Origin of the sequence: Peterkaempfera griseoplana (assembly GCF_001418575.1) — a bacterium.
Classification (GTDB): domain Bacteria; phylum Actinomycetota; class Actinomycetes; order Streptomycetales; family Streptomycetaceae; genus Peterkaempfera; species Peterkaempfera griseoplana.
Map to the genome: position 1 here is coordinate 32450 of NZ_LIQR01000109.1, position 22416 is coordinate 54865.

The 22416-nt window shown below is 74.0% G+C and carries 21 protein-coding genes; 7 read left to right on the plus strand and 14 right to left on the minus strand.

Features of this window, described 5'->3' with window-relative positions; all coding sequences use genetic code 11:
- Positions 1-37 precede the first annotated feature (37 nt).
- Together AOK09_RS09100 and AOK09_RS09105 are read left to right on the plus strand one after the other, a co-directional pair.
- Positions 38-2530 carry a glycoside hydrolase family 65 protein gene (locus tag AOK09_RS09100; RefSeq protein ID WP_055586612.1) on the plus strand — a complete coding sequence of 831 codons (2493 nt, stop codon included), beginning with the start codon at positions 38-40 and terminating at the stop codon, positions 2528-2530.
- A 165-nt stretch (positions 2531-2695) separates the two neighbouring features.
- The gene (locus AOK09_RS09105) at positions 2696-3394 is read left to right on the plus strand and encodes a CBS domain-containing protein (RefSeq protein WP_055586613.1); all 699 of its coding nucleotides are present in this window, start codon (positions 2696-2698) and stop codon (positions 3392-3394) included.
- A 37-nt stretch (positions 3395-3431) separates the two neighbouring features.
- Here AOK09_RS09105 and AOK09_RS09110 read toward each other — a convergent pair whose 3' ends face one another.
- Positions 3432-4106: a pyridoxamine 5'-phosphate oxidase family protein gene (locus AOK09_RS09110; RefSeq protein WP_055586614.1), complete on the minus strand. Its 675-nt coding sequence runs from the start codon at positions 4104-4106 to the stop codon at positions 3432-3434.
- A gap of 308 nt (positions 4107-4414) precedes the next feature.
- Between AOK09_RS09110 and AOK09_RS09115 the strand changes: the two genes are divergently transcribed.
- Together AOK09_RS09115 and AOK09_RS09120 are read left to right on the plus strand one after the other, a co-directional pair.
- Positions 4415-4861: a cyclic nucleotide-binding domain-containing protein gene (locus tag AOK09_RS09115; RefSeq protein WP_055586615.1), complete on the plus strand. Its 447-nt coding sequence runs from the start codon at positions 4415-4417 to the stop codon at positions 4859-4861.
- A 191-nt stretch (positions 4862-5052) separates the two neighbouring features.
- Positions 5053-5745 carry a helix-turn-helix domain-containing protein gene (locus AOK09_RS09120; RefSeq protein WP_055586616.1) on the plus strand — a complete coding sequence of 231 codons (693 nt, stop codon included), beginning with the start codon at positions 5053-5055 and terminating at the stop codon, positions 5743-5745.
- A gap of 130 nt (positions 5746-5875) precedes the next feature.
- Here the strand turns inward: AOK09_RS09120 and AOK09_RS09125 are convergent, their stop codons facing one another.
- From AOK09_RS09125 to AOK09_RS09165, 9 genes are all read right to left on the minus strand, one after another.
- Complete coding sequence (locus AOK09_RS09125) at positions 5876-6142, minus strand: SHOCT domain-containing protein (protein ID WP_175609277.1); 267 nt, start codon at positions 6140-6142, stop codon at positions 5876-5878.
- Positions 6143-6686: 544 nt separating this feature from the next.
- Positions 6687-7118: an Hsp20/alpha crystallin family protein gene (locus AOK09_RS09130; protein ID WP_055586617.1), complete on the minus strand. Its 432-nt coding sequence runs from the start codon at positions 7116-7118 to the stop codon at positions 6687-6689.
- 147 nt (positions 7119-7265) lie between these two features.
- Positions 7266-8132 carry a universal stress protein gene (locus tag AOK09_RS09135; RefSeq protein WP_055586618.1) on the minus strand — a complete coding sequence of 289 codons (867 nt, stop codon included), beginning with the start codon at positions 8130-8132 and terminating at the stop codon, positions 7266-7268.
- 388 nt (positions 8133-8520) lie between these two features.
- Positions 8521-9864: a Ni/Fe hydrogenase subunit alpha gene (locus AOK09_RS09140; RefSeq protein WP_055586619.1), complete on the minus strand. Its 1344-nt coding sequence runs from the start codon at positions 9862-9864 to the stop codon at positions 8521-8523.
- Positions 9861-10745 carry an NADH-quinone oxidoreductase subunit B family protein gene (locus tag AOK09_RS09145; RefSeq protein ID WP_245687194.1) on the minus strand — a complete coding sequence of 295 codons (885 nt, stop codon included), beginning with the start codon at positions 10743-10745 and terminating at the stop codon, positions 9861-9863. Before AOK09_RS09145 ends, AOK09_RS09140 begins: the two co-directional genes overlap by 4 nt.
- Positions 10742-11572, minus strand: coding sequence for an FAD/NAD(P)-binding protein (locus AOK09_RS09150; RefSeq protein WP_055586620.1), 831 nt, complete (start codon positions 11570-11572; stop codon positions 10742-10744). Before AOK09_RS09150 ends, AOK09_RS09145 begins: the two co-directional genes overlap by 4 nt.
- On the minus strand, positions 11569-12042 hold the full coding sequence (locus tag AOK09_RS09155; protein ID WP_063795896.1) for a cyclic nucleotide-binding domain-containing protein: 474 nt from the start codon (positions 12040-12042) through the stop codon (positions 11569-11571). The genes AOK09_RS09150 and AOK09_RS09155 overlap by 4 nt, the downstream gene beginning before the upstream one ends.
- Positions 12039-13190, minus strand: coding sequence for a 4Fe-4S dicluster domain-containing protein (locus tag AOK09_RS09160; RefSeq protein ID WP_055586621.1), 1152 nt, complete (start codon positions 13188-13190; stop codon positions 12039-12041). Before AOK09_RS09160 ends, AOK09_RS09155 begins: the two co-directional genes overlap by 4 nt.
- Positions 13191-13322: 132 nt before the next feature.
- Positions 13323-13877: a CBS domain-containing protein gene (locus AOK09_RS09165; protein ID WP_055586622.1), complete on the minus strand. Its 555-nt coding sequence runs from the start codon at positions 13875-13877 to the stop codon at positions 13323-13325.
- 386 nt (positions 13878-14263) lie between these two features.
- On the opposite strand from AOK09_RS09165, the gene AOK09_RS09170 reads away from it, so the two are divergent.
- Positions 14264-15190 carry a universal stress protein gene (locus tag AOK09_RS09170; protein WP_055586623.1) on the plus strand — a complete coding sequence of 309 codons (927 nt, stop codon included), beginning with the start codon at positions 14264-14266 and terminating at the stop codon, positions 15188-15190.
- Here the strand turns inward: AOK09_RS09170 and AOK09_RS37520 are convergent.
- Complete coding sequence (locus tag AOK09_RS37520) at positions 15072-16055, minus strand: hydrogenase maturation protease (protein WP_322973156.1); 984 nt, start codon at positions 16053-16055, stop codon at positions 15072-15074. The genes AOK09_RS09170 and AOK09_RS37520 overlap by 119 nt on opposite strands.
- Here AOK09_RS37520 and AOK09_RS09175 point away from each other — a divergent pair.
- Positions 15943-16641, plus strand: a complete 699-nt coding sequence (locus tag AOK09_RS09175; protein WP_055586624.1) for a GNAT family N-acetyltransferase — start codon at positions 15943-15945, stop codon at positions 16639-16641. The two genes, AOK09_RS37520 and AOK09_RS09175, sit on opposite strands and share 113 nt — an antisense overlap.
- Positions 16642-16746: 105 nt before the next feature.
- Here the strand turns inward: AOK09_RS09175 and AOK09_RS09180 are convergent, their stop codons facing one another.
- The 3 genes from AOK09_RS09180 to AOK09_RS09190 all read right to left on the minus strand — a co-directional run bounded on the left by AOK09_RS09180 (position 16747) and on the right by AOK09_RS09190 (position 21440).
- Positions 16747-19074: a heavy metal translocating P-type ATPase gene (locus AOK09_RS09180; RefSeq protein ID WP_107101280.1), complete on the minus strand. Its 2328-nt coding sequence runs from the start codon at positions 19072-19074 to the stop codon at positions 16747-16749.
- 413 nt (positions 19075-19487) lie between these two features.
- Complete coding sequence (locus AOK09_RS09185) at positions 19488-20453, minus strand: ferritin family protein (RefSeq protein WP_245687195.1); 966 nt, start codon at positions 20451-20453, stop codon at positions 19488-19490.
- Positions 20454-20921: 468 nt separating this feature from the next.
- Entirely contained in the window at positions 20922-21440 is a 519-nt protein-coding gene (locus AOK09_RS09190) for a DUF2231 domain-containing protein (protein ID WP_055586625.1), read from the minus strand.
- A 171-nt stretch (positions 21441-21611) separates the two neighbouring features.
- On the opposite strand from AOK09_RS09190, the gene AOK09_RS09195 reads away from it, so the two are divergent.
- Positions 21612-22145 carry a DUF2231 domain-containing protein gene (locus tag AOK09_RS09195; protein ID WP_055586626.1) on the plus strand — a complete coding sequence of 178 codons (534 nt, stop codon included), beginning with the start codon at positions 21612-21614 and terminating at the stop codon, positions 22143-22145.
- Positions 22146-22416 lie beyond the last annotated feature (271 nt).

The following is a 22416-nucleotide window of genomic DNA, read 5'->3' on the forward strand; positions in this document are numbered from 1 at the left end:
GTCCGCGGCGGCCCGGCGCGACGGCAGGGTGACGGCTGTGGCGGACCCCTGGCTGCTGCGGTACGAGGGCGTGGACGCGGAGTCGGAAGGGCTCCGCGAAGCACTCTGCGCCGTCGGCAACGGCTATGTGGTGACACGCGGCGCGGCGCCGGAGAGCGTCGCGGACGGCGTTCACTACCCGGGGACGTACATAGCCGGCTGCTACCACCGGGCTGTCTCCCGCACAGCCGGACGCGAGGTGTCCAACGAGGACCTGGTGAACTGCCCGAACTGGCTCCCCCTGACCTTCCGGTCAGCGGGAGGGGGGCCCTGGTTCGGTGGGAGCGGCGACGCGGGGCCACCGCAACCGCCGACGGCCGAGCAACCGCCGGCGGCGGCCGTCCGGCCCGTCGGCGGCGCCGCCCCGGCACAGGACGCCGGTGCCGTCAGGGCGACCCGGGAGGTCCTGGAGCTGGACCTGCTCCGGGGCGTGCTCACCCGCCGGCTGACGACCGAGGACGGACAGGGGCGGATCACCGAGGTGATCCAGCGGCGCCTGGCCCATATGGGGCAGCCGCATCTCGTCGCCCTGGAGACCACGTTGGTACCGCGCAACTGGTCCGGGCTGCTGGAGGTACGGGCGGCACTGGACGGCACCGTGACCAACACCGGTGTCGCCCGCTACCGGGGCCTGGCCTCACGTCATCTCGTGCCGACGGCGCAGGACGGGGCGGGTGAGGTCGTGTGGCTGGAGGCGGGGATGGACGCGTCGGCGCTGCGTGTCGCCGAGGCGGCGCGCATCCGGGTGCACGGCGCTGGCGTTCCGGCGGCGGTGAAGCGGCGGACCACGGCCCGGCCGGGCTGGGTGGGACAGGACCTCACCGTGCGGGTGGCACAGGAGTGCCCCGTCACGGTCGAGAAGGTCGTGGCGGTGTGCACCTCCCGAGACCGTGAACTCGGCACCGCCGCCCCGGCCTCCTCCGCTCGGCGGCTGGTCGCACGCGCCGGCTCCTTCACCGACCTGCTGGACGAGCACGTCCTGCGCTGGGAGCAGCTGTGGCGGCGCTGCCGCACCGACATCGACCGCCCGCAGGACACCGGGAACCTGCGCCTGTACATCTTCCACCTGCTGCAGACCTGCTCCGAGCACTCCGCCGACCTGGACGTCGGCATCCCCGCGCGCGGGCTGCACGGTGAGGCCTACCGGGGGCACGTGTTCTGGGACGAGCTGTTCATCCTCCCGTTCTTCAACCTGCGCTTCCCCGAACGCAGCCGGGCGGTGCTGCGCCACCGCCACCGGCGGCTGGGCGAGGCACGCCATGCGGCCCGTGAGGAGGGCCGCGCGGGGGCGATGTTCCCGTGGCAGAGCGGGAGTGACGGGCGGGAGGAGACCCAGCGGCTCCATCTCAATCCGCGTTCCGGCCGCTGGCTGCCGGACCGGACGCGGCTGCAGCGGCACGCCGGCTCGGCGGTCGCCTTCAGCGTCTGGCAGTACTGCCGGGCCACCGGTGACGTGGACTTCCTGGCCCGGTACGGAGCAGAGCTGCTCCTGGAGGTGGCCCGCTTCTGGGGCAGCACGGCCTGGTACGACCGCACCCGCGACCGCTACCGCATCACCGGTGTCATGGGCCCCGACGAGTACCACACGGGCTACCCCTGGTCGGCGAGGCCCGGTCTGGACGACAACGCCTACACCAACGTCATGGCGGCCTGGGTGCTGAGCCGTGCCCTGGAGGCGCTGGAGCTCCTGCCCCCGTACCGGCGGCAGGAGCTGTCGGAGCGGCTGGGGCTGGACCGCGAGGAGTTGAACCACTGGGAGGAAGTACGGCGCCGTCTGGCGGTCCCCTTCCACCAGGGCGTCATCAGCCAGTTCGACGGCTACGAGCGGCTGCAGGAGCTGGACTGGGACGGGTACCGCCGCCGGTACGGCGACATCCGCCGCCTGGACCGGATCCTGGAGGCCGAGGGCGACAGCCCCAACCGCTACAAGGCCTCCAAGCAGGCGGACGCGCTGATGCTGTGCTATCTCTTCTCCGCCGACGAACTGCTGCCGCTGCTGGCCCGACTGGGCTGCCCGGCCGACCCGGAGCTGCTGCCCAGGACGGTCGCCTACTACCTGCGGCGCACCGCACACGGGTCCACGCTCAGCGCGGTCGTCCACAGCTGGGTGCTGGCCCGTTCCGACCGTGCCGCCTCCTGGCGGTTCTTCCGTGAGGTACTCGCCGCGGACGTCCACGACATCCAGGGCGGCACCACCGCGGAGGGCATCCACCTGGGTGCCATGGCCGGCGCGGTCGACCTGCTGCAGCGGTGCTACACCGGCCTGGACGTCCATGACGACGTCCTTCGGCTGAGTCCGGAACTGCCGGCGCAGATCGGCCGGCTGGACGTCGATCTGCGTTTCCGCGGTCACGACGGGATCCATGTGCATGTGGACGCCCACCGGCTGCACATCGCGCTTCCACCGGGCCCGGCGGCTCCCATCCGGGTCGAGTACAAGGGGCGCACGGCCGTCCTGGAACCAGGCAGCGGCATCGCATGGCCGCTGTGAACCGGGCGCCGAGGCCCACCTGCCGCGTCGGCGGCCGTGGGCGGTCGCAGCGGGTCGCGCTGTGCGGCGCCGGAACCGCTCGCGCCTCCGGTGGGAGACCTGCGCGGTGGCGGGCCACAATGGAAGTGCGGTACCGCACCTGGCACCCGACCGCAGGAGGCCACCATGCACCACCGCACCGTTGCGGACGTGATGACCCGATCCGTCGTCACCGCCCACCCGGACACCCCCTTCAAGGAACTCGCGGACCTGCTCGACAGCAACGCGGTCAGCGCCGTGCCCGTGGTCGACTCCGCCGACCACCTGGTGGGGTTGGTCTCCGAGGCCGACCTGCTCCACAAGGAGGCCTCCCTGCCGGATCTGCAGGGCCGTACGCACCCGTCGGCACCGACCCGCGCCGAGCAGTCCCGTGTGACGGCTGAGACGGCACAGGGCCTGATGGCCGCCGACCTCGTCTCGGCGCACCCGGAGTGGACGGTCCCCGAGGCGGCACGGGTCATGGAGCAGCACCATGTACGGCGCCTGCCGGTGGTCGACGAGGTGGACCGGCTGGTCGGCATCGTCAGCCGCACGGATCTGCTGCGGGTCTTCCTGCGCAGTGACACGGCGATCCGTGAGGAGATCGTGGACGACGTGCTGCAGGAGACGCTCTGGCTGGACACCAGGGACATCGCGGTGGAGGTCGAGGACGGCGTGGTCACCCTGCGGGGCGGGGTCGAGAACAAGAGCATGATCCCGCTTCTCGCCCGGCTCTGCTGGTCCGTCGACGGGGTGGTCGCCGTGCACACCGCGCTCGACTACCGGCTCGACGACATGGCCGGGCACGGACGTGACCCCGGGTCGACATTCGGGGGCCGGCACTGACGCCGCAGGAAGGCCCGGCCCGGGCCGCCCGTCGAGGTCACGCCGCCTGGATGGACCTGCCGGTGATCCTGGTCGGGAGGATGCGGACCCACAGGTCCCGGGTGCCGCCCGCCCACGAGCTGAGGACCGGGTCGGCCGGTCCCTGCACCGACTCGGCGTCGGCGATCCGCTCGGCGCGGCCGACGACCAGGACGCTCCACCCCTGGGAGAGGACGTCGTCCACCTGGTCGACCTCGAAGCAGACCTCGTGGTCGACCGCTGCCGCCGGTGCGCTCCCCGGCGTCGTCCGGAAGACGATCGCGCCCGCGACCATGGCGTAGTTGACCGGGAACACGGCCGGGCCCTCCGGCGTGACCACCGCCACCCGGCCGACTCCGCGGTGCTCCAGGTGCTCCCGGCACTCCGCCGGCTCCAGCCTTGCGAGTGCCGGGCGCGCGGCGGCCGGGGCCCGACCCGGCGGAGCGTCCACATGGCCGCCGAGCAGCCGGCCGGGGACGGTTTCCAGGGCGGCGGCCAGCCTCAGGAGCGCCCCGATCGGCACCTCGGCCGGCTTCTCCTCCACGTAGCGGACGTAGCTCTCCGCCATCCCCGCCCTCCCGGCCACCTCCTCCCGGCTCAGCCCCAGCTCCGCGCGACGCGCCGCCACGCGCCGCCCGAGATCACCCGGGTGCGGGAAGGCCTCGGGCGATGTGTCTTCGGGTTCCTCGGACACGGCAGCACACCTCCCAAGCTGCATACTCCTCAGTTCCATTGGATCAGGAAACGGGGGCTCCGGCGAGGGGAGTCCCCGCCCGGACAGAGCCCTTTGGGCGGCTGGTCAGAGGCCCTCCGGGGCACCCCGAAGGCCTTCCGCCCGCCGGGCCGGGAGCCGTGGCGGCGCCGGAGCACCGGACCGGGCCCACGGGCACAGGTGGCCTCCGGGCTCCGCCCGGCCGACCATGGAGGCAGATCGACGGGGCGCGGACGGACGGCTGCGACCATCCAGTCACCCCGGCCGCAGTGACATCGGGTGGTGACACCATGCACTACTTCCTGGACGACCTGAGTCAGGAGCACCGCACCACGCTCACGGACCTGGCGCGTGAGGTCTCGTTCCCCGCCGGTGTGCGGATCTTCGAGGAGCATCGCCGCGCGGACCGGTTCTGGGTGCTCCGCAGGGGTGGGGTCGATCTGGACCTGCACATCCCCGGCCATCGGCCCTCGGTGATCGAAACGGTCCACGGAGGGGATCTGCTGGGCTGGTCATGGCTGTTCCCGCCCTATCTGTGGACCCTGGGCGCCCGGACGCGAACGCCGGTGGAAGCCCTTGAGTTCGACGCGGCCGAGGTCCGCGCACGATGCGAAGCCGACCCCGCCTTCGGTCAGCAACTGGTGCTGCGCTGCGCGGCAGTGATCGGAAGGCGGCTGCGCACCACCCGCACCCGGTTGCTGGAGCTGTACGTGCCGTACGGAACCGAGGCCAACTGACGGCCCTGTGGCGGCGAGCACGGACCAAGGTCCGCTCGGCCACGGCGGGTCGCCCGCCCGGGCGGCAGCGCGGTCCTTCGGCACTGCCTTCGACAACTCACCCCTCCGGCCGCACCACTGCACAGCCCAACTCACCGCAGGCCGACAGGAGCGGAAGCGCTCACGGTGACATGCTCGACGGTAGGAGGTGCATGGCTGTGAGCGAGAAGAGCGCACCGTCCCACGGGGCACCGGAGGCAACGGCAGGCCCGCCCGGTGACATGGCCGGCCGGGTGGCCCGGCACTGTGCGGCCCTCGGGATCAGCACCGAGGAGCTCGCCCGCCGGGCAGGCATGTCCCCGCGCTACCTGGAACTCCTGGAGGAACTCGGTGGCGACTTCGATCCGGCGGGCCTGGCGAGGATCGCTGACGCCCTGCACATGTCGCCCCGAGAACTGCTGGAAGGGCCCGCCGGCAGGCGGCCCGGGACAGGGCCCGCGGCACGCCGTCCGCACCTCGGCAAGCTGAACCCGGACGAATGCCGGGACCGGCTGGGCACGCACGGAGTCGGCCGGGTCGCCGTGGTGACGCCGGAAGGGACGGCCGTGCTACCGGTCAACTACACGGTGCTCGCGGGCACCGTCGTCTACCGCACCGACCCCGATGCCGTCACGGCCGCCGCCCCGGGCGCCGAGATCGCCTTCGAGGTCGACGACGTGGACGACACCTGGAGTTCGGGATGGAGCGTCCTGGTCGTCGGCACGGTCGAGCATGTGTCCGATCCGGACGTGGTCCGGGTCCTCAGCGAGCAGGCGGTGGCGGAGCCCTGGGCCGGCGGGAAACGTGAGCTGTGGGTGCGGCTCAACCCGATCCGGGTCACCGGCCGTGTCATCCGGGTCGACTGAGCGACCCAGGAGCCCACGGCCGGTGGGCCGCCCGCGGCACACCGTGCCGATCTCCGCGGGGCGGTTGCGCCGTGGCGCCGTACCCGGCAGCTCCGTGCGGTGCGCCGTCGGGACGAACGGACGCCGACTGTCATCGTGGGGCGGGGCGGCCGGTGGTCTGCAGCACCGACAGGCGGCGCCGGTACTCCTCCTCCTCGATCTCGCCACGGGCGAAGCGGTCGGCCAGGACCTGCTCGGGCGTGGGCGCCGCGACCGCATGGTCGTGGTCGTGGCGGTGGCTCAGGGCCCGGAAGAGGAGCACGGCGACGGTGATGACCACCGCCCAGAACACGATCATCCCGACCGACATCGCCAACCAGCCCCAGCCGCCGACACCGTGGTCGTACCAGAACATCATCGGTCTCACCTCTTGCCCGGGGCGTCCCTCGACCACCCCACTCTGCTCACCCACCATCCTCGCCGCGCTCGCACCCGCGGTGCCTGGGCCGATGGTCCCTGGGAGACCCGCAACGGGCGCTGCCGGCTGTGCGGCACCGACGGCGGGGCAAGGCCGCCCCCGGCCTCCCACGGCTCATGTCCCGTGCCACACCGCCGAGTTGCGGCACTCCCGCCGGCCGACGCGGAAGGGGCGCACGGTCTTGTCGTCCTGGTGCTCAAGAAGGTGAGCTGGGCAGGGTGACAGTGCTGCCGGGCCGAGCAGCACCGCCCGCGGCCCCACGCCCGGCAGGACACCGGGCGAGCGGATCGGCCTGCGGCCCCGGGGCATCGGCGTCCGGCGGCGCGACGGGTCCGGTACTCCGCGCCGCGACCAGGTACCTCGGTCCGGTGCCCGTTCAGTGCCACGCACACGACCGCGGCCTCCGGCCGCCGCCGCGGCACGGAGTGCCGTGGGCCTCAGCCCAGGTCGAGGCCCCGGTCGCCGAGTGCGGTGCTGGACGCGGTCACTCCTTGGGCGTGGTCACCTCGATGCGGCGAGGCGACGCGGCCTCCTGCTGCATACCGATGCTGATCGTCAGGATCCCGGCCGAGTACTCGGCCCGGATGTCGTCCTCCCGGGCACCGACCGGGAGGGTCACCGTACGGCTCAGGGAGCCGTAGCGGAACTCGGAGCGGTCCTTGTCGCGGCTCTCCTCGGTACGTTCCGCCTGCAGGGTCAGCATGCCCTCCTGCACGGTGACCTCCAGATCCCTTCCGGGGTCGATGCCGGGGATCTCGGCCTTGACGACGTACCGATCGCCCTCCGGGTACTGCTCGATCCGCAAGGTGGCCAGATCGGGCAGCCCGGGCCAGCCGGGCCTGGACGCCAGGGACTCGAACCAGTCGGGCAGATCCGGGAAGAGGGAGTGTCCGTGCCTGCGTGCCGGAGCGGACATGACGGCACCTCCGCGTGGGTCAGTGAAGTTCCGACCCCTTCAGTCTGCGCTGCGGCTCCCGGGGACCGACTGGGCCGAAGGTCCCCGCGCGGGACACGCGGCTCCCCGGCACCCACTGCTCGCCCGGCGGCGAAGCCGCCGGCAGGCTCACCGGTGGGGCACGATCACGACCGGACAGGGAGCGTGGTGCAGCGCCGCATGGTTGACCGGTCCGAGGTGCATTCCAGGGCCGGGGTGGCGGCGCGCACCGACCACCAGGAGATCCGCTGCGGCCGCCGACTCCACCAGGACGGAGTGGCGCGGACCCCAGCGGGGGACCAGCTGCAGTGACACCTGAGGGTGCGCCGCTGCCTCATGGGCCGTGGCGCTTTTCAGGAGGCTGCCGGCCTGCACGTAGCAGGCGTCGGCCATCGCGCTCTGTCCGGGCCCGTAGGCGAGAAAGGGGTCCGGGGGTGCGTGCCAGGCGTGCACCGCCTCCAGCCGGGCGCCCCACCGCTCGGCGTACTCGAAGGCGAAGGCCGTGGTCGGGCCTGCCGCGTCCGTCCTGCCGACGCCGAGCACGATCCGCCCGTGACGCCGTTCCACCGCGTCGTCGTCCCCGCGGACCACGACCACCGGGCACGACGCCCGGGCGGCGGTCTGCAGTGCCACCGAGCCCAGCAGCAGTCCCGCGAAGCCACCGTGTCCCCGGTGGCCGACCACCACCAACGACGCGGAGGAAGCGGCCTCCAGCAGGGCCGGGACCGGTGCGTTCGGAACAACGTCCGCCTGGGCCGCGAGGCCCGGCCAGCGGTTGGCGACCCGGTCCTCGGCGGTCCGGACCAGGTCGGCGACGGCCCGGCGGGCCTGCGCCAGATCAGGGTTGTCCGAAGCGTCCGGCTCATAGCGGTCCCACAGCGAGGCGTGGACGATGCGCAGCGGCGCACCCCGGGAGGCCGCCTCCGCCGCGGCCCAGTCCAGCGCCCGTTCGGCGGAGGCGGAGCCGTCGACGCCGACGATCACGGGAAGTGGCATGCTCCTCCTTGGTCCGGGCGGATCCGACGACCCACACCTGGAGCGTGGGCGGGCGCTCAACGGTGCCCATTTCCCGTCGGGATACACCTGCGGTCCCCCGGGGCGCCGCTCACCGGCCTCGCCGCGGTGCCGCCCGAGGTGCACGGTGGCCGTCCCAGGGGATGACCTCTGCATCCTCGGTCCGCCGCTGTTCCCGTCCGACGGCGCAGGGGTGGTCAGCGGTGTCCCCCCGCCGCCCGGAGCAGCAGGCCGGATCCACGCGCGCCGGACGGGTCCGGCACCGCGCTCCGGCGATCGTCGGGCGCCGGTTCCCCACCATGCCCAGGCCGGAGCCCGGCCGGGCGCGCGCCGCCCCTGCCCCGACCACCACGGGCCGCGGCCGGCGGGGTCAGTGCCGTTCGACGGTCAGTTCGAGGAAGTGCGCCGAGCAGGAGATGCACGGGTCGTGGTTGCGGACGGCCCGCTCGCACCACGCGGTCAGCTCGGCCTCGCCCGGCAGCCGCGGGTGCGCCGCGTCGACGCGCGTCTGGGCGGTACGGCGCAGATGCTCCTCGATCGCCGCCTGGTTCTGCGCGGTGGGCGGGACGAGCCGGGCGTCGGTGACGAGGCCTGCGGCGTCCAGGGTGTAGCGGTGGTAGAGCAGGCCCCGGGGTGCCTCGGTGGCGCCGTGGCCGGTGCCGGCCCGTGGCGGCACCTCCACATGGGGCCGCGGCGGGGGCTGGTAGCCGTCGACGATCCGCAGCGCCTCCTCGACCGCGTACAGGACCTCGACGGCGCGGACCACCACGGAGCGGAACGGGTTGCGGCACGCCGCGCCCTCGGCGGGGTCGCCGAGCCCGCCCTCGCGGGCGGCCTGCAGGGCGAGCGGGGACAGCAGGCGGCCGTTGACCCCGTAGCGGGCCAGCGCACCGGTCAGGTGTCTGCGCCCGTCGAGCTCCGACCGAAGGGCGGTGGAGTGCGGCACCTGCCGCTCCACGACGTGCTCGGTGAAGTCGGCCACCGGGAAGGAGCGGGCGGGGCCGCCCCCGGCGGGCACGACGGTCGGCGTGCCCGCCTCGATCGCATAACGGTCGGGCCGGGCCAGCGCCAGCAGGTCCTCGTCGCACTCGGCGTCGGGGAAGTCGAACCCGGAGACCCAGCGCACGGTCTCCCAGGCGTCGTCCAGCGCGCGCCGGAGCCGCTCGGCGAGCGGGCGCAGCTCCGCCCGGGTGGGAGCGCGGTGGAAGCCGCCCAGCCGCACGTTGACCGGGTGGATCGACCGGCCGCCCAGCAGCTCCACCAGGGCGTTGCCGGCCTGCTTGAGACGAAGGCCCCGCTCGACCGCCACCCGGTGGGAGCGGGCGAGTTCGACGGCGTCGGCGCAACCGAGGAAGTCCGGTGCGTGCAGCAGATGGATGTGCAGGGCGTGGCTCTCGATCCACTCGCCGCAGTACAGCAGCCGGCGCAGCTCGGCGAGTGTGCCGTCCACGGTGACCCCGCAGGCGTCCTCCACCGCCTGACAGGCGCTCAGCTGGTAGGCGACCGGGCAGATCCCGCAGACCCGGGCGGTGATGTCGGGTGGCTCGGTGCAGTGGCGGCCCCGCAGGAACGCCTCGAAGAAGCGGGGCGCCTCGTAGATCCGCAGCCGGGCCTCCGTGACGCTGCCGTCGTGCACGCGCAGGTGCAGCCCTCCCTCGCCCTCCACCCGGGTGAGGGAACTGATGCGCAGTACCCGGGTGGAGCCGTGGGTCACGGACCTGCCCCTTCCGGCTCGTCGGGGCCGGGGCCGTCCCCGCGCGCCGTGGGCGCCGGCTGCGGCGCGGACGCGTCCTCCCCCTCCTCCAACGCGGTGGAGGCACGGGCGAACGCGGGGGAGTAGGCGTTGAAGGTCCGCAGCAGACGCACCACGGCCTCGCGGTCCATACCGTCGCGCCGCAGCAGCGGCACCAGGGCCCGCAGGTTGGGCGAGTCGGAGGGGCCGAAGCAGCCGTAGCAGCCGCGGTGGTAGGAGGGGCACAGCGCACCGCAGCCCGCGTGGGTGACCGGTCCCAGGCAGGGAGTGCCGTGGGCGACGGTGACGCAGACATTGCCGCGCCGCTTGCACTCGAAGCAGACGCTGTGGTCCGGGATGCCCGGTGTGCGGCCGGCCAGGTGGGCGGTGATGACCTCCAGCAGCTGTACGCGGTCGATGGGGCAGCCCTGCAGCTCGAAGTCGACCGGCACATGCGCGGAGACCGGCGTGGAGGTGGCGAGGGTGTCGATGTAGTCGGGGCGGGCGTACACGGCGGCGCGGAACTCCGCGACGTCGGCGAAGTTCCGCAGGGCCTGGATGCCCCCGGCGGTGGCGCACGCGCCGATGGTCACCAGACGCCGGGAGACCGCGCGGATGTGCCGGACCAGCGCCAGGGCGTCAGGTGTGGTCACCGACCCCTCGACCAGCGAGAGGTCGTACGGGCCCGGCGCGTCGGCACTGGACGCCTCGAAGAAGTGGGCGATCTCCACCCGGTCGGCCAGCGCCAGCAGCTCGTCCTCGCAGTCCAGCAGGGTGAGTTGGCAGCCGTCGCAGGAGGCGAGCTTCCACACGGCCAGCCGGGGCCTGGCCGGTGGGACGAGCGCCTCGGACACGGTGCTCACAGCTCCCTCACGGTCAGCAGCCGCTCGGCCCGGTCCCAGCCGACCACCGGGCCGTCCCGGCACAGCAGCACCGGGCCCAGCTGGCAGTGGCCGCAGTGCCCGGTGCCGCAGTGCATGGTGCGCTCCAGCGAGAGCTGGATCCGCTGGGCGGGCACGCCGCGATGGACCAGCTCGCGGGCGGTGGCACGCATCATCACCTCGGGCCCGCAGACGAACGCCGCGGTGCCGGGCGGGTGGAACGCGACCCGGTCGAGCAGGGCCGTGACCACTCCGACATCCCCCGTCCACCCCGGTCCGGGGCGGTCCACCGTCGTCGCGACGGCCACCCGCGGGGAAGCCGCCCAGGTCCGGAGCGTGCCCCGGTAGAGCAGGTCGGCCGGTGTACGGGCGCCGACCAGGACGCTGCACGAGCCGAACCGTCCCGGCCCGTCCACCAGCTCGGCCACCAGCGGGCGCAGCGGCGCCAGCCCCAGACCACCGGCGACCACCAGCACATCGCACCCCTCGGCCGCGGCCAGGTCCCAGCCGGTGCCGTACGGTCCCCGGACCCCCACCCGGTCGCCGGGCCGCAGCCCCCGCAGGGCCGCGGACACCGCTCCCACCGCTCGCACCGTGTGCACCAGACGCCCGCACGAACCGCCGGCCCCCGGGGGTTCCCAGCCGCTCACCGAGATCGGCGCCTCCCCGCGGCCGAAGGCGTACATCATGGCGAACTGTCCGGGCCGGAACGGTGCCAGCCCGGGCCCCTCCGGCTCCAGCAGGACCGTGGTGGTGTCGGACGTCTCCGCGGTGCTGCGCACGACCCGGTGGGGGACCGGGACGGTCATGGCCCGACCGTTCCGAGGCCCCCGGCGACGCGGGGGCCGTACAGGTCGAGCAGCCGGATGCGGGTGGCCTTGAGCCGCTCCCCGACCACCGCCCCGACCGCACGGGCCACCCGGTACCCGAGGGCCGGGTCCTGCTCGCACAGGGAGCGGACGGCCACGGCGTCGTACTCCAGAACCCGCGTCGCGTCCACGGACACCGCCCCCAGGTGCCAGACGTGCGGCGGGAAGAACCAGGACCAGCCGAGCAGATCGCCGGGCCCCAGCGTCTCGACCACGGGCGGCGGGCCCCCGGGGACCTCGATGTCCAGCGCCACCCGGCCGGTCAGCAGGATCCAGAACCGGTCGGCAGGTCTGCCCTCGTCGAAGATCCGGGCGCCGGCCGGGAAGGCCACCTCGTGCGGCGGTACGGACAGCCGCCCGTCCAGGCCGTCGGTGAGCAGGCCGAGGGTCCGCGCCGCGGTGCCGGTCACTGCGGGGCACCTCCCGCCGCTTCGGCCTCCCGGTGGATCGCCCAGGCCTCCTCGGTGAGGTCGATGCCCACCGGGCACCAGACGATGCAACGGCCGCAGCCGACGCACCCCGAGCTGCCGAACTGGTCGTACCAGGTGCTCAGCTTGTGGGTGAGCCACTGCCGGTAGCGGCTGCGGCCCGAGGCACGGACCGGGCCGCCCGGCAGGTGGGTGAACTCCAGGTCGTAGCAGGACTCCCACACCCGCCACCGCTCCGCGTGGCCGCCCGTCAGGTCGGTGACGTCCTCCGCGGAGGTGCAGAAGCAGGTGGGGCAGGCCATGGTGCAGTTGCCGCAGGTCAGGCAACGGGCCGCCACCTCGTCCCAGCGCGCGGCCTCCGGGTTGCCCTGCAGCAGCGCCCGCAGGTCCACCGGCGGCATGGTGCGGCCCATGCGTTCGGCGGCGCCGGCCACGGCGTCCCGTGCGGCGCCGGTGGTGGCCGCGTCCTCGGGCCGCCGCGGCAGCGCGGCCAGCACCCGGGCGCCGTCCTCGCTGCCCGCCCGGATCCAGAAGCGGTGCCCGGCGTCGTCCAGCACCTCGGTCAACGCCAGGTCGTAGCCGCCGTCGGCGGCGGGGCCGGTGCCCATGGAGACGCAGAAGCAGGTCGCCCCGGGTTCGGTGCACTCCGCCACCACCAGGAAGGCGCCCGTCCGCCGGGCTCGGTAGTCGGTGTCCGCGTACCGCCCCCCGGTGAGCACCCGATCCTGGATCGTGATCGCCCGCAGGTCGCAGGGGCGCACCCCGAGGAAGGCGTACGACACGGTGGGCGGCGGCTCCTCCCGGGCCGTCAGCGTGCCGTCCGTGCCGCGTTCGGCGCTCCACTGCCGGACCCGCTGCGGCTGGAGGAAGGTCTTCCAGGACTGGGGTCCCGCGCTGTGGGCGAAGGCGGCCCGGTCGGTGCGTCGGCGCAGCCGGTAGTACCCGGCCTCCAGTTCCACGCCCCAGCCGTACGGGAGCTGGTCGGCCGACTCCAGCTCGTCCAGCACGATCGCGCCGTCCCGCACCGTGGGCCCGACGACGGTACGGCCGCCCTCCCGGAGCACGCGGACCAGGGCCGACAGGCCGTCCCTGTCGATCACCGCGCCCACGGCGCCGCCCGTGTCCGCCATGGCTGGTCCTTCCGGTGCGCCGGGTCTGCTGCTGCCATCCTCGGCCCCGGGGCCGTTCGGGGCCCTGCCGAAGAGGCCGAACGGCTTCCCGGGGCCCGCCGAACCGTCGCCGCGTGACCGGCAGCGCCCTGGTCAGGGGTAGTCGGCGGCGCCCGCCGTGCGTGCGGCGATCAGGCCCGCGAGATCGGTGCCGGTGAGAATGCCGCACACCGTACGGTCGCCGTCGACCACTGGCAGCGCCTCCAGACGGCGCCGCCACATCACGGCCGCCGCATGGCTGACCGAGCAGTCCACCGTGACGCACGGCGACGCGTCGACGACGTCGTGCACCGTGCGCAGCCGCAGTACAAGGGGATCCGCGGGCCAGGCCAGAGCGAGCCCCCGGTTGGTCACCGTACCCGCGTACCCGCCGCGCTCGTCGACGACGACCAGGTGCCGCAGCTCCCGGGTCACGAAGGTGGTCAGTAGTTCCCAGAGGGTGTCGCCGAGCCGGACCGTACGGACGGGGGAACTCATCACCTCCGCGACCGTGACCCGGTCCAGCGGCCGGTCGCGCGTGGCGCGGAACCGGATCCACGACCGCGGCACGGCGGCCTCCCCCTCGCCCGGGCCGGTGGCTCCCGCTCCGCGCCGGACGGGTGCGCACGGCTTGGGAGAGTCGCGCGGGGTGCGGTCGGACTCGGTCACGGGCGCCCTACCTTTCCGTGCGCCGGGAGGTACGCGCTGCCCTCCCCGGTGCACCAAGCCGCTGCGGAGATGACGCTCTGTCGGTCGCGCTCTCCTCAAGGCTCCGCTCCCTCCACCCGGTCGGCAAAGGGACTGCTCCGGCGACTCGGCGCGTTCCCGGAGGCGCCTCGAATGCGCCCGGACGGCCTCCGGGCGCCGGACCGGGCGGGCGGCGGCCGGCCGGCGCGCCGTATCCGGGCGGGCGCCCCAGGCCGGACGGGTGGTCCGTCTCCGCCGCCGACCGGGACCAATGGCCCCGCCGATCCGCCCTACGGCCCCTGTGCCGCACCCCCGCGGACGCGGCAGCGTGGAGGGCAGGATGTGTCCCGATGTCACCGGGAGACCTGATGAACACCTACGAGTCCGGCAGCCGGCCCCCCGGCCGGGTGGTCGTGGGAGTGGACGGTTCACCTGCGGCCGGCCGTGCACTGTGGTGGGCGGCGCACGAGGCCGTCCGGCAGGGCCGGGTACTGCACATCGTGCACGGAGCGGGCGTCGTCTACGCCGACTACATCGTCGGTGAGGCCGTCCGCCTGCTCACCGGAGCCGCACGGGTCGTCCTGGACGAGGCGGCGGCGGAGGTCGGCAGGCGTCTCCCCGATCTGCCGGTCACCACCGCACTGTCCCATGGACCAGGCTCCGAAGCCGTCCTCGAGGCCGCACGGCCGGACGATCTCGCGGTCGTCGGCTGCCGGGGAAGAGGGGGCTTCAGCGGGCTGCTGCTGGGGTCGGTGAGTCTGAGCGTGGCCGCCCGGGCGAGCTGCCCGGTGGTCGTCGTCCGCGGCGGCCCCGAGCCCGGCGCCCCCGCCGGTGAGGTCGTGGCGGGGTTCCGTGACGAGCAGGACCTTCCGGCGGTGCGCTTCGCCGCGCGGATCGCCCGATCGCACCGGGCGGACCTGCGGGTCGTCCATGCCTGGCGCCTCCTCGACCAGGCCGCCGTCGCGATTCCCATGTTCGACGAGGTGGCCGCGATCAGGGAGACGGAAGGAAAGGCGTTCACCGCGTCCGTCGACGCGCTGCGCCGGGAGTTCCCCGGGCTGCCGACCACCGACGAGTTCGTGGAGGCGTCGTCCACCGCGGGGGCGCTCCTCCACGCGGCCGCCGGCGCCGGACTGCTCGTGGTCGGCACGCGCCGTCCCCACAGCCGGGTGGGGCTCAGACTGGGCCGGGTGACGCATGCCGTGCTGCACCACGCGGACTGCCCGGTGGCGGTCGTTCCCGGTCCTGCCGGGGCCGACGCGACACAGCCGTACTCGCCGGATCAGAACCAGTAGCGGCAGGCCCACCGCCCGGCGCCACCCCGGTCACCCCGCGCAGATGCCGGACGATCCGCGCCCGGATCCGTTCCGCCACAGGTTCCACCGCTGCGGACACCGCGGCGGACAGGCCCGTGCCCAGAGTGCAGTCCTGCCCCTCCACCGCGAGGACCAGCAGTCCGGCCGGCAGCCGGTCCAGTGCCCGGGCCAGCTCCACGGCGTCCCCCAGCCCGAGGCCGTGCGAACTGGCCGGAACCGCCTGCGGCCACGGCGCCCCCGTCAGCTCCAGCCGGTGCACCCGCCCGGGACACCCGGAGGAGACACGAGCGGCGTCGACCACGACGGCGAGCTCCGCCCCCTCCCAGAGAGCGATCAGCCGCGCCGGCTCACCATCGCTCACCGCGAAATCGACCTCGCCGGGCGGCCACTCGCCCCGCCCGGCCGGATCCGAGAGCCGGGACACCACGGCCCAGCCGATGCCGTCATCCCGCCGGAACGGGTTGCCGACGCCGATGACCACGACACCGGCCCCTGACCGCATGAACGCCCCAGCCTCCCGGTACCCCCGGGCCAGGATGGCCCACCCCGGCGGTCTCCGCACCCGCGGGCATCCGCGGCGGTCCGGCGGGGCGGGCCGGCAGTGCGCCGTCGGCGAACCGCGATCCGGGTCCCCACAGCGTCGTACGACCCGCCGTCCACGACCGGGCCGAGCAAAGGCCGCAGCCCCTCGCCGACCGACGACAAGCGGCACCCTGGAAGGTGGGGCCCCTGTGATCGAGCCGGCACCAGCCAGAGCGGACCAGCAGATGGACGAGATCGTCGAACTCCCGGGCGCGGACGACGCCCTCCTCGCGGACGGCACCACGGTGCACATCCGCCCCATCGGCGGACAGGACCGTGCGGCGGTACTGCGTCTGCACGAGAACATGTCGGACGAGAACCGCAGGCTGCGCTTCTTCGGCGTCGCCCGGGGAGCGCCTGGGCAGACCGCGGACCGTCTCTGCGGCGCAGCGCGGCCCGGTCTCCTCGCGCTGGGCGCCTTCCGGGGAACGGACCTCCTGGGCGTCGCCGAGTACTCCGTCGACGCCCGCAGCCCGGACACCGCCGAGCTGGCGATCGCCGTCGCCGACACCCGCCACGGCCACGGGGTGGGAACCCTGCTCGTCGAGCATCTGGCCCACGCCGCCCGCAAACACGGTGTCACCGCCTTCACCGCCGAGGCCCTGGCCGACAACCACGCCGTCCACCGGCTCTTCGCCGACCTGGGCCTCCGGCTGGACAGGCGCATCGACCAGGGCGAGGTGCACCTGCTGATCGCCGACCTGCCCCAGCTCGCCGAGGCCCGCATCGTGGTGGGCTCCGGCGCCACCGCGCCGCACCGCGCGCGCCTGCGGCTCGCCCCCACCACGGCTCACGACCCGTACCTGCGCCGACTCCGCCGTCTCCCGGAGCCCGCGGTCCGTGCGTGAAGGGCGCCGCCAGGGACCGTCCGGACCTGAGCGCCCCCACGGGTGTCGCTCGCGGAACTGCGCCCGCAGTGCCCGCGAAGGCCACCGGGGGCACCGGGATCCTTGTCACGGGGCGAGGGAGAAGTAGTTCTCCTCCTCCTGGGAGAAGTGCAGCCGCAGGACGGTGTGCAGTCCGTAGAGGCACGAGCGCAGGTCGTCGAGTTGGCCGGCGTCCAGGCCTCCATGGGCGTGGGCCAGTTGGAGATGGGTGGCGACACGCCGGGAGAGGCGTCCGATCTCGGCATGGGCGCGACTCATGGTGGCGGTGACTTCGGGTCCGCCGAGCGTGGGGGCGAGCGCTGAGTAGAGTTCGTGCTCCTCGGCGTACTCGTGGGGGAGGAGCCGTTCGGTCAGCAGCCGGTGGGTCTCCTCGACGGCCGCCAGGGCCTGCGGACCCGAGGTGTCGGACAGACGGTCCGCAGCGGCCCGCACCGCTTCCAGGACGTCCTGCAGATCGTCGTGTTCGGCTGCGAAGCGGTGGATGAGCGCTTCGGTGGCGGGAGTCAGGGCCGGTCGTGCCGCCTGGTCGACGCGCAGGGCCCGCAGGGCGTTGAGGATCACCACCACGTCGATGCCCTCCTGGAGCAGGGCTCCGACGGCGGGCGCGAGCAGACCGAAGGCAGCGGCGGCCATGGCGGCCAGCGACATCAGCATCCCGCCCATCGCGCTCTGCAGGGCGATGCGCCGGGCGCGGGCGGCGATGGCGAGGGCGTCGGCGAGGCGGTCCACGCGGTCGGCGGTCAGCACGATGTCGGCGGCTTCCGAGGAGGCGGTCGAGCCGCGGGCCCCCATGGCGACCCCGACGTCGGCGGCCGCGAGGGCGGGGGCGTCGTTGACACCGTCGCCGACCATGACGGTGACCGCCCGGTCGCGCTCGGCACGGACCGCGGCGACCTTGTCCGCCGGGCCCAGCTCCGCCCGTACTCCGTCGAGTCCGAGGACGGCGGCCACTTCCTGGGCGGGTTCGGCGCGGTCGCCCGTGAGCATCATGATCCGCTCGATGCCCGCCGTACGCAGGTGGCGCAGGGTCCGGGGGGCGTCGTAGCGGACCGGGTCGGAGAGCAGGACGGCGCCGCTCAGGTGCTCGTCGACGGTCAGCCAGGCGACGGCCGCACCGTCCAGCAGCGCGCGGTTGTCCGCCGCCCGGGCCCAGGACGGCACACGGTCGGCACCGCCGACGCGGCCGACGGACACCCGGTGCCCGTCCACGACTCCCGAGGCTCCCCGGCCCGGCTCCTCGGTGACGTCGGAGGGCACCGACAGGGGCAGCCCGCGTTCCCGGGCGGCATCGACGATGGCATGGGCCAGGACATGCGGTGAGTACTGGTCGGCCGAGGCCGCCAGGCGCAGTACCTCCGCGGGCTTCCACCCGGGCGCGGCGGCGACGTCGAGCACCCGCGGACGGCCACCGGTGAGGGTGCCGGTCTTGTCCAGCAGCAGGGTACGGGCGCGGCCCAGGTTCTCCAGAGCGCCACCGTCGCGGATCACCACACCGAGGCGGGAGGCGCGCGAGAGCCCGGAGACGATGGCGACCGGCGCGGCCAGCAGCAGGGGGCACGGCGTGGCGACCACCAGCACCGCGACCGCCCGCACCGCGGAGCCGCTCAGCAGCCAGGCCAGACCGGCCACCCCGAGGGACAGCGGCAGGAACCAGGCCGCACAGCGGTCCGCCAGACGGACCACCGGCGCGGATTCCGCGCCGGCCTGACGGGCCAGCCTCACGATCCCGACATAGGTGCTGTCCTGCGCGGTGGCCGTGGCCCGCAGGTCGAAGGCGCCGCCGGCGTTGACCACACCGCTGCGCACCGTTTCGTCCCTGGCCCGTTCGACGTGCAGGGGTTCACCGGTGAGCACCGACTCGTCGAGGACGGCGGCGTCGCTCTCCACGCGCCCGTCGACGGGAACCACCTCTCCGGGGCCCACCACGAGCAGGTCACCGGCGGCCACCTCGGCCAGCGGCACGGTGTGCGCCCCGGCGGCGGTGAGGCGCCGGGCCGTGCGCGGGGCGTGGTCCAGAAGGGCCCGCAGGTCGTGGGTGGCCCGCCGCTGGGCGGCGGCCTCCAGAGTGCGGCCGGTGGCGAGCATCAGGGCGATCAGGGCGCCGGCCAGGTACTCGCGCACGGCCAGGGTGCCGCCGAGGGCCAGCACCGCGATCAGGTCCACGCCCGCACGACCACGCCGCAACGCGGCCACCACCCACCCCACCGCCGGGACGATGGCGGCCACGGTGCCCAGGGCCCAGAGCAGACTCGCGAGGCCGCCGGCACCCAGGACCCAGGCCACACCGCCGGCCGCCAGGGCCGCCGCCGTGACGGCGAGGAGGGCCGGTTCCAGGTGGGCGGAGACGGCGGCGAGCAGACGGCGAACCGGCTGTGCGGTGGCGAAGTGATTCATGGGCACACCTCTGCTGTCCATCCTCGGCCCTCGCCCGGAGACCCGGAGACCCGTAGACCTGGACCTCGAGACCCGGAGGGGAACGGTTGGGGATGCGCGGGCGCCCGCGATGCCGTCAGCGGAAGCCTCCGGTCCGCCGGAACGCGGAACGTGCCTGTCGCCGCCGCCCCGGCTGAGTGCCCGACCCGGCCGGGGCGGCGAGATGCCCTCAGCGGGACCGGAGACCGGTCGGAGTGCACGGGCGAGGACGCCGCGGTCGCGGAGGGCGGTGTGTCCGGGGCGCCGGCGGCCGGTCGTTCCGGCCATGCGGCGGCGTGCCGCGGCTCAGGCCTGCCCCGGTGGCGAGGCCCGTGACCGGGGCGGTGGGTGCCGCCCCGGCCGGGGGTGGGGGATTCCGCACGAGGTGGGTGCGGTCAGGGAAGCTGCTTCAGAGCCTTCTCGAAGGCGGCGGCGTGCTTCGCCTCGTCCATGGCGTTGTGGGTGAAGAGCCGGGCGGCTTCCTTGTCGCCCACCGCCTGGGCGCGTTTGGCGAACGCCGGGTACATCTGGGTGGCCTTGTACGTCTCCCCCTTGACGGTCCGCTCGAGGTTCGGCCGGGTGGTGCCCACCAGACCGGCGAGATCGGCCTCGCCCGCGAGGTGTTCACGCAGCTCGACCTGGGCGGCGCCCATGAACAGCTTCGCCAGCGCGGCCCTGCCGCTCTTCTGGGCGTGTTCCGCGAAGAGCACGTACTTGGCGTGCGCGAGCGCTTCACCGTGGATGGCCGTGTCCAGATTGGCCTTCGTCCGGGCCGCGGAGACCTTGGGCGGTCCGGCCACGACCTTGACCGCGTCGGCCGTGGGCGGGGCCGGGATCTGGCCCTTGCCGGTAGTGATCACAGCGAGTGCGGCCTTGAAGGCGTCGCGGTGCTTTCCCTCGTCCTTGGCGATCTCGGCGAACAGGTCGGCGGCGTTGGCGTCCCCGTCCTGCCGAGCCTGCCTGGAGAACGTGGGATACATGGTGGCCGACTCGTAGGACTCACCGTTGATGGCGGTGCGCAGGTTGGCCTGGTCGCTCCCCACCAGGCCGGTCAGGGCGGCCTCCTCGGTGAAGTGCTCGTGGAGTTCCACGTGGGCGGTGTTCTGGTAGAGCCGGGCGACCGCGGGCAGCCCCTCGTGGGTGGCCTGGTCGGCGAAGAGCATGTAGGAGGCGTGGGCGAACGCCTCGCCACGCATCGACGCTCCGAGGTCGGTCACGGTCTGGGGGTTGAGCGTGCCGGGGGTCGAAGCGGCCGCCTTCGAGGCATGGGGGGCGGGTGCTCCCGCCGCAACGCCAGCCGAGGCGACGGTGGCCAGGATGCAGGCGCCGGCCAGCAGCGCGCGCTTGGAGTAGGAAGTCATCGTCTGTGTCTCCTCCTCGGGTGCCGCTTCGGGCACCTCGGACCCATCACAGCAATGCGTTCGGCTCCGAACCATCCGAGTGAAGCGAACGAGTGACCGAATCCGCTGTGGGCCACAGGGGCGCCCGCGCCGGGGCTCGCACCCGCGCACGGCCCGGGAACCGGGCTCGTCCGGGCCATGCGGCGGGGCAGGTTCTGGCACTCGCGCAGCGCGCGCACCAGGTGGCCGGCCCTGGTGGTTCAGCGCGCCGATGGCGGGCGTCACGCCGGGGCCGTGTCCGCCGCGGGGCCACGCGAGGTGGTCGGCGGTGGGCAGCCCGGTGTGCACCGGCGCGACGGCGGCGAGGCGCACGGCTTCCCCGTAGCCCCGCTTGGTCCGCGTCGGTGCCGTCCGGACCCGGACAGCAGACAGTCCGGGCCCGGCGCGCGCCTGCTGAGGTCGCGCGCCGGGCCCGGTGGGCCAGGGGGGTCAGCCCTTGTCGTGGCTGGTTGCGGTGGCGGAGTAGCCGTCGTGCCAGGCCGCCTTCGCGCCGGAGTCGCCGATGCGGTAGGTCTGCACCACCGCGCCCGCGCCGACGATGAGGGAGAGCACGATGGCGGTGGCCCGCAGCGGCGCGGTCACCGCGACCGCTGCCCCGCGCGGCTCCGCCTCGGCGGTGGCGCGGCGGCGCACCACCCACCACAGTGCCGCAGCCAGTACGAAGAGGCCGAGGGCCCAGGGCAGCAGGCCGTCCCCGAGACGGGCGTGCGCACGCACCAGAGGATCACTGTCCACGTGCCGCTCCAGCCATTCGCCGGCGTGGCTGGTCAGCGGGACGCTGGCCAGTGTCACCAGAGCCAGGACGGGGAGTGCCAGCCCCAGTCGGCGCGCGCCGGCCGGCCATGCGGCGCAGATCACCAGCGCCAGCGCGGTCAACGGGACCAGCACCACCACCACGTGCACCAGAAGGACGTGGGCGGGCAGGTTGTTGATGAGCGTGGGTCCCACCAGGATCTCCTTACGAAGGGGCCGGGGTCGTTCGCGGGTAATGTACTACAAGCTTGTAGACGCAAGGTTACGCACTTGGCTGGACGCCGACAAATCACGCGCCCGATCGGCCTAAAGCGACATCAGCTCTCAAGCCGGTACATAGCGGCATTGGCCGTGCAGACTCTCCTCATGAGTTTCGGTTTGATCAATGACCTGCCCGCCCACCCCCTCTTCGTCCATGCGACCGTCACCCTCGTCCCCCTGACGGCACTGGCACTCGCGGTCTGCGCACTGTGGCCCGGCATGGCGCGCCGACTCGGGTGGGTGCTGCCCGCGTTGGGACTGGTCACGCTGGTGGCAGTGGTACTGACCACCCAGTCCGGGGAGTGGCTGGAGGAACACGTCGAGAGCAGTGAGCTGCTCGAACGGCACACCGCCATGGGTGACGACCTGACGCCATGGGCGATCGGAATGTTCGTCCTCACCGTGGTGGTCTGGGTGCTGAGCCACCTCGCGCACCGCGCCCGGAGGCAGGGTCCCGGCGACGTCGACACCGGTGGGGACAGGTGGGCGCGGCTGGCCTCCGTCCCGGTGCGCATCGCGGCGGTGGTGCTGGCCCTGGCCGCTGCTGTCGGTGCGACCGTGCAGGTGATCCGGATCGGCGACTCAGGCGCGACAGCCGTCTGGACGGGCGAAGTCTCCACACAGAAGCACGCGAAGTGACGGCCGCTCCGCTTCCGCGCCGCATCCGGTGTGCGGCGGCTCCGGGTCGTCCGCCGAGCGAGGTCGCCCGGCTCCCCCCTCGACCGGCTCCGTTGCCTGCGGGAGACCGGCGGCGTCGCCGGCCGCCCCGGCGTCCCTGAGCGCGAGGCCCTGCTGGGGTGCGTCCGCAGCTGTGGGCGGATCGCCCGATCGAGCGGCCCCGCTCGCCCGCTGACACGTCCGTCAGGCCGTCGGCCGGTGAGGATGGGGGGCTGTCGGCTCGGGGGAGGGG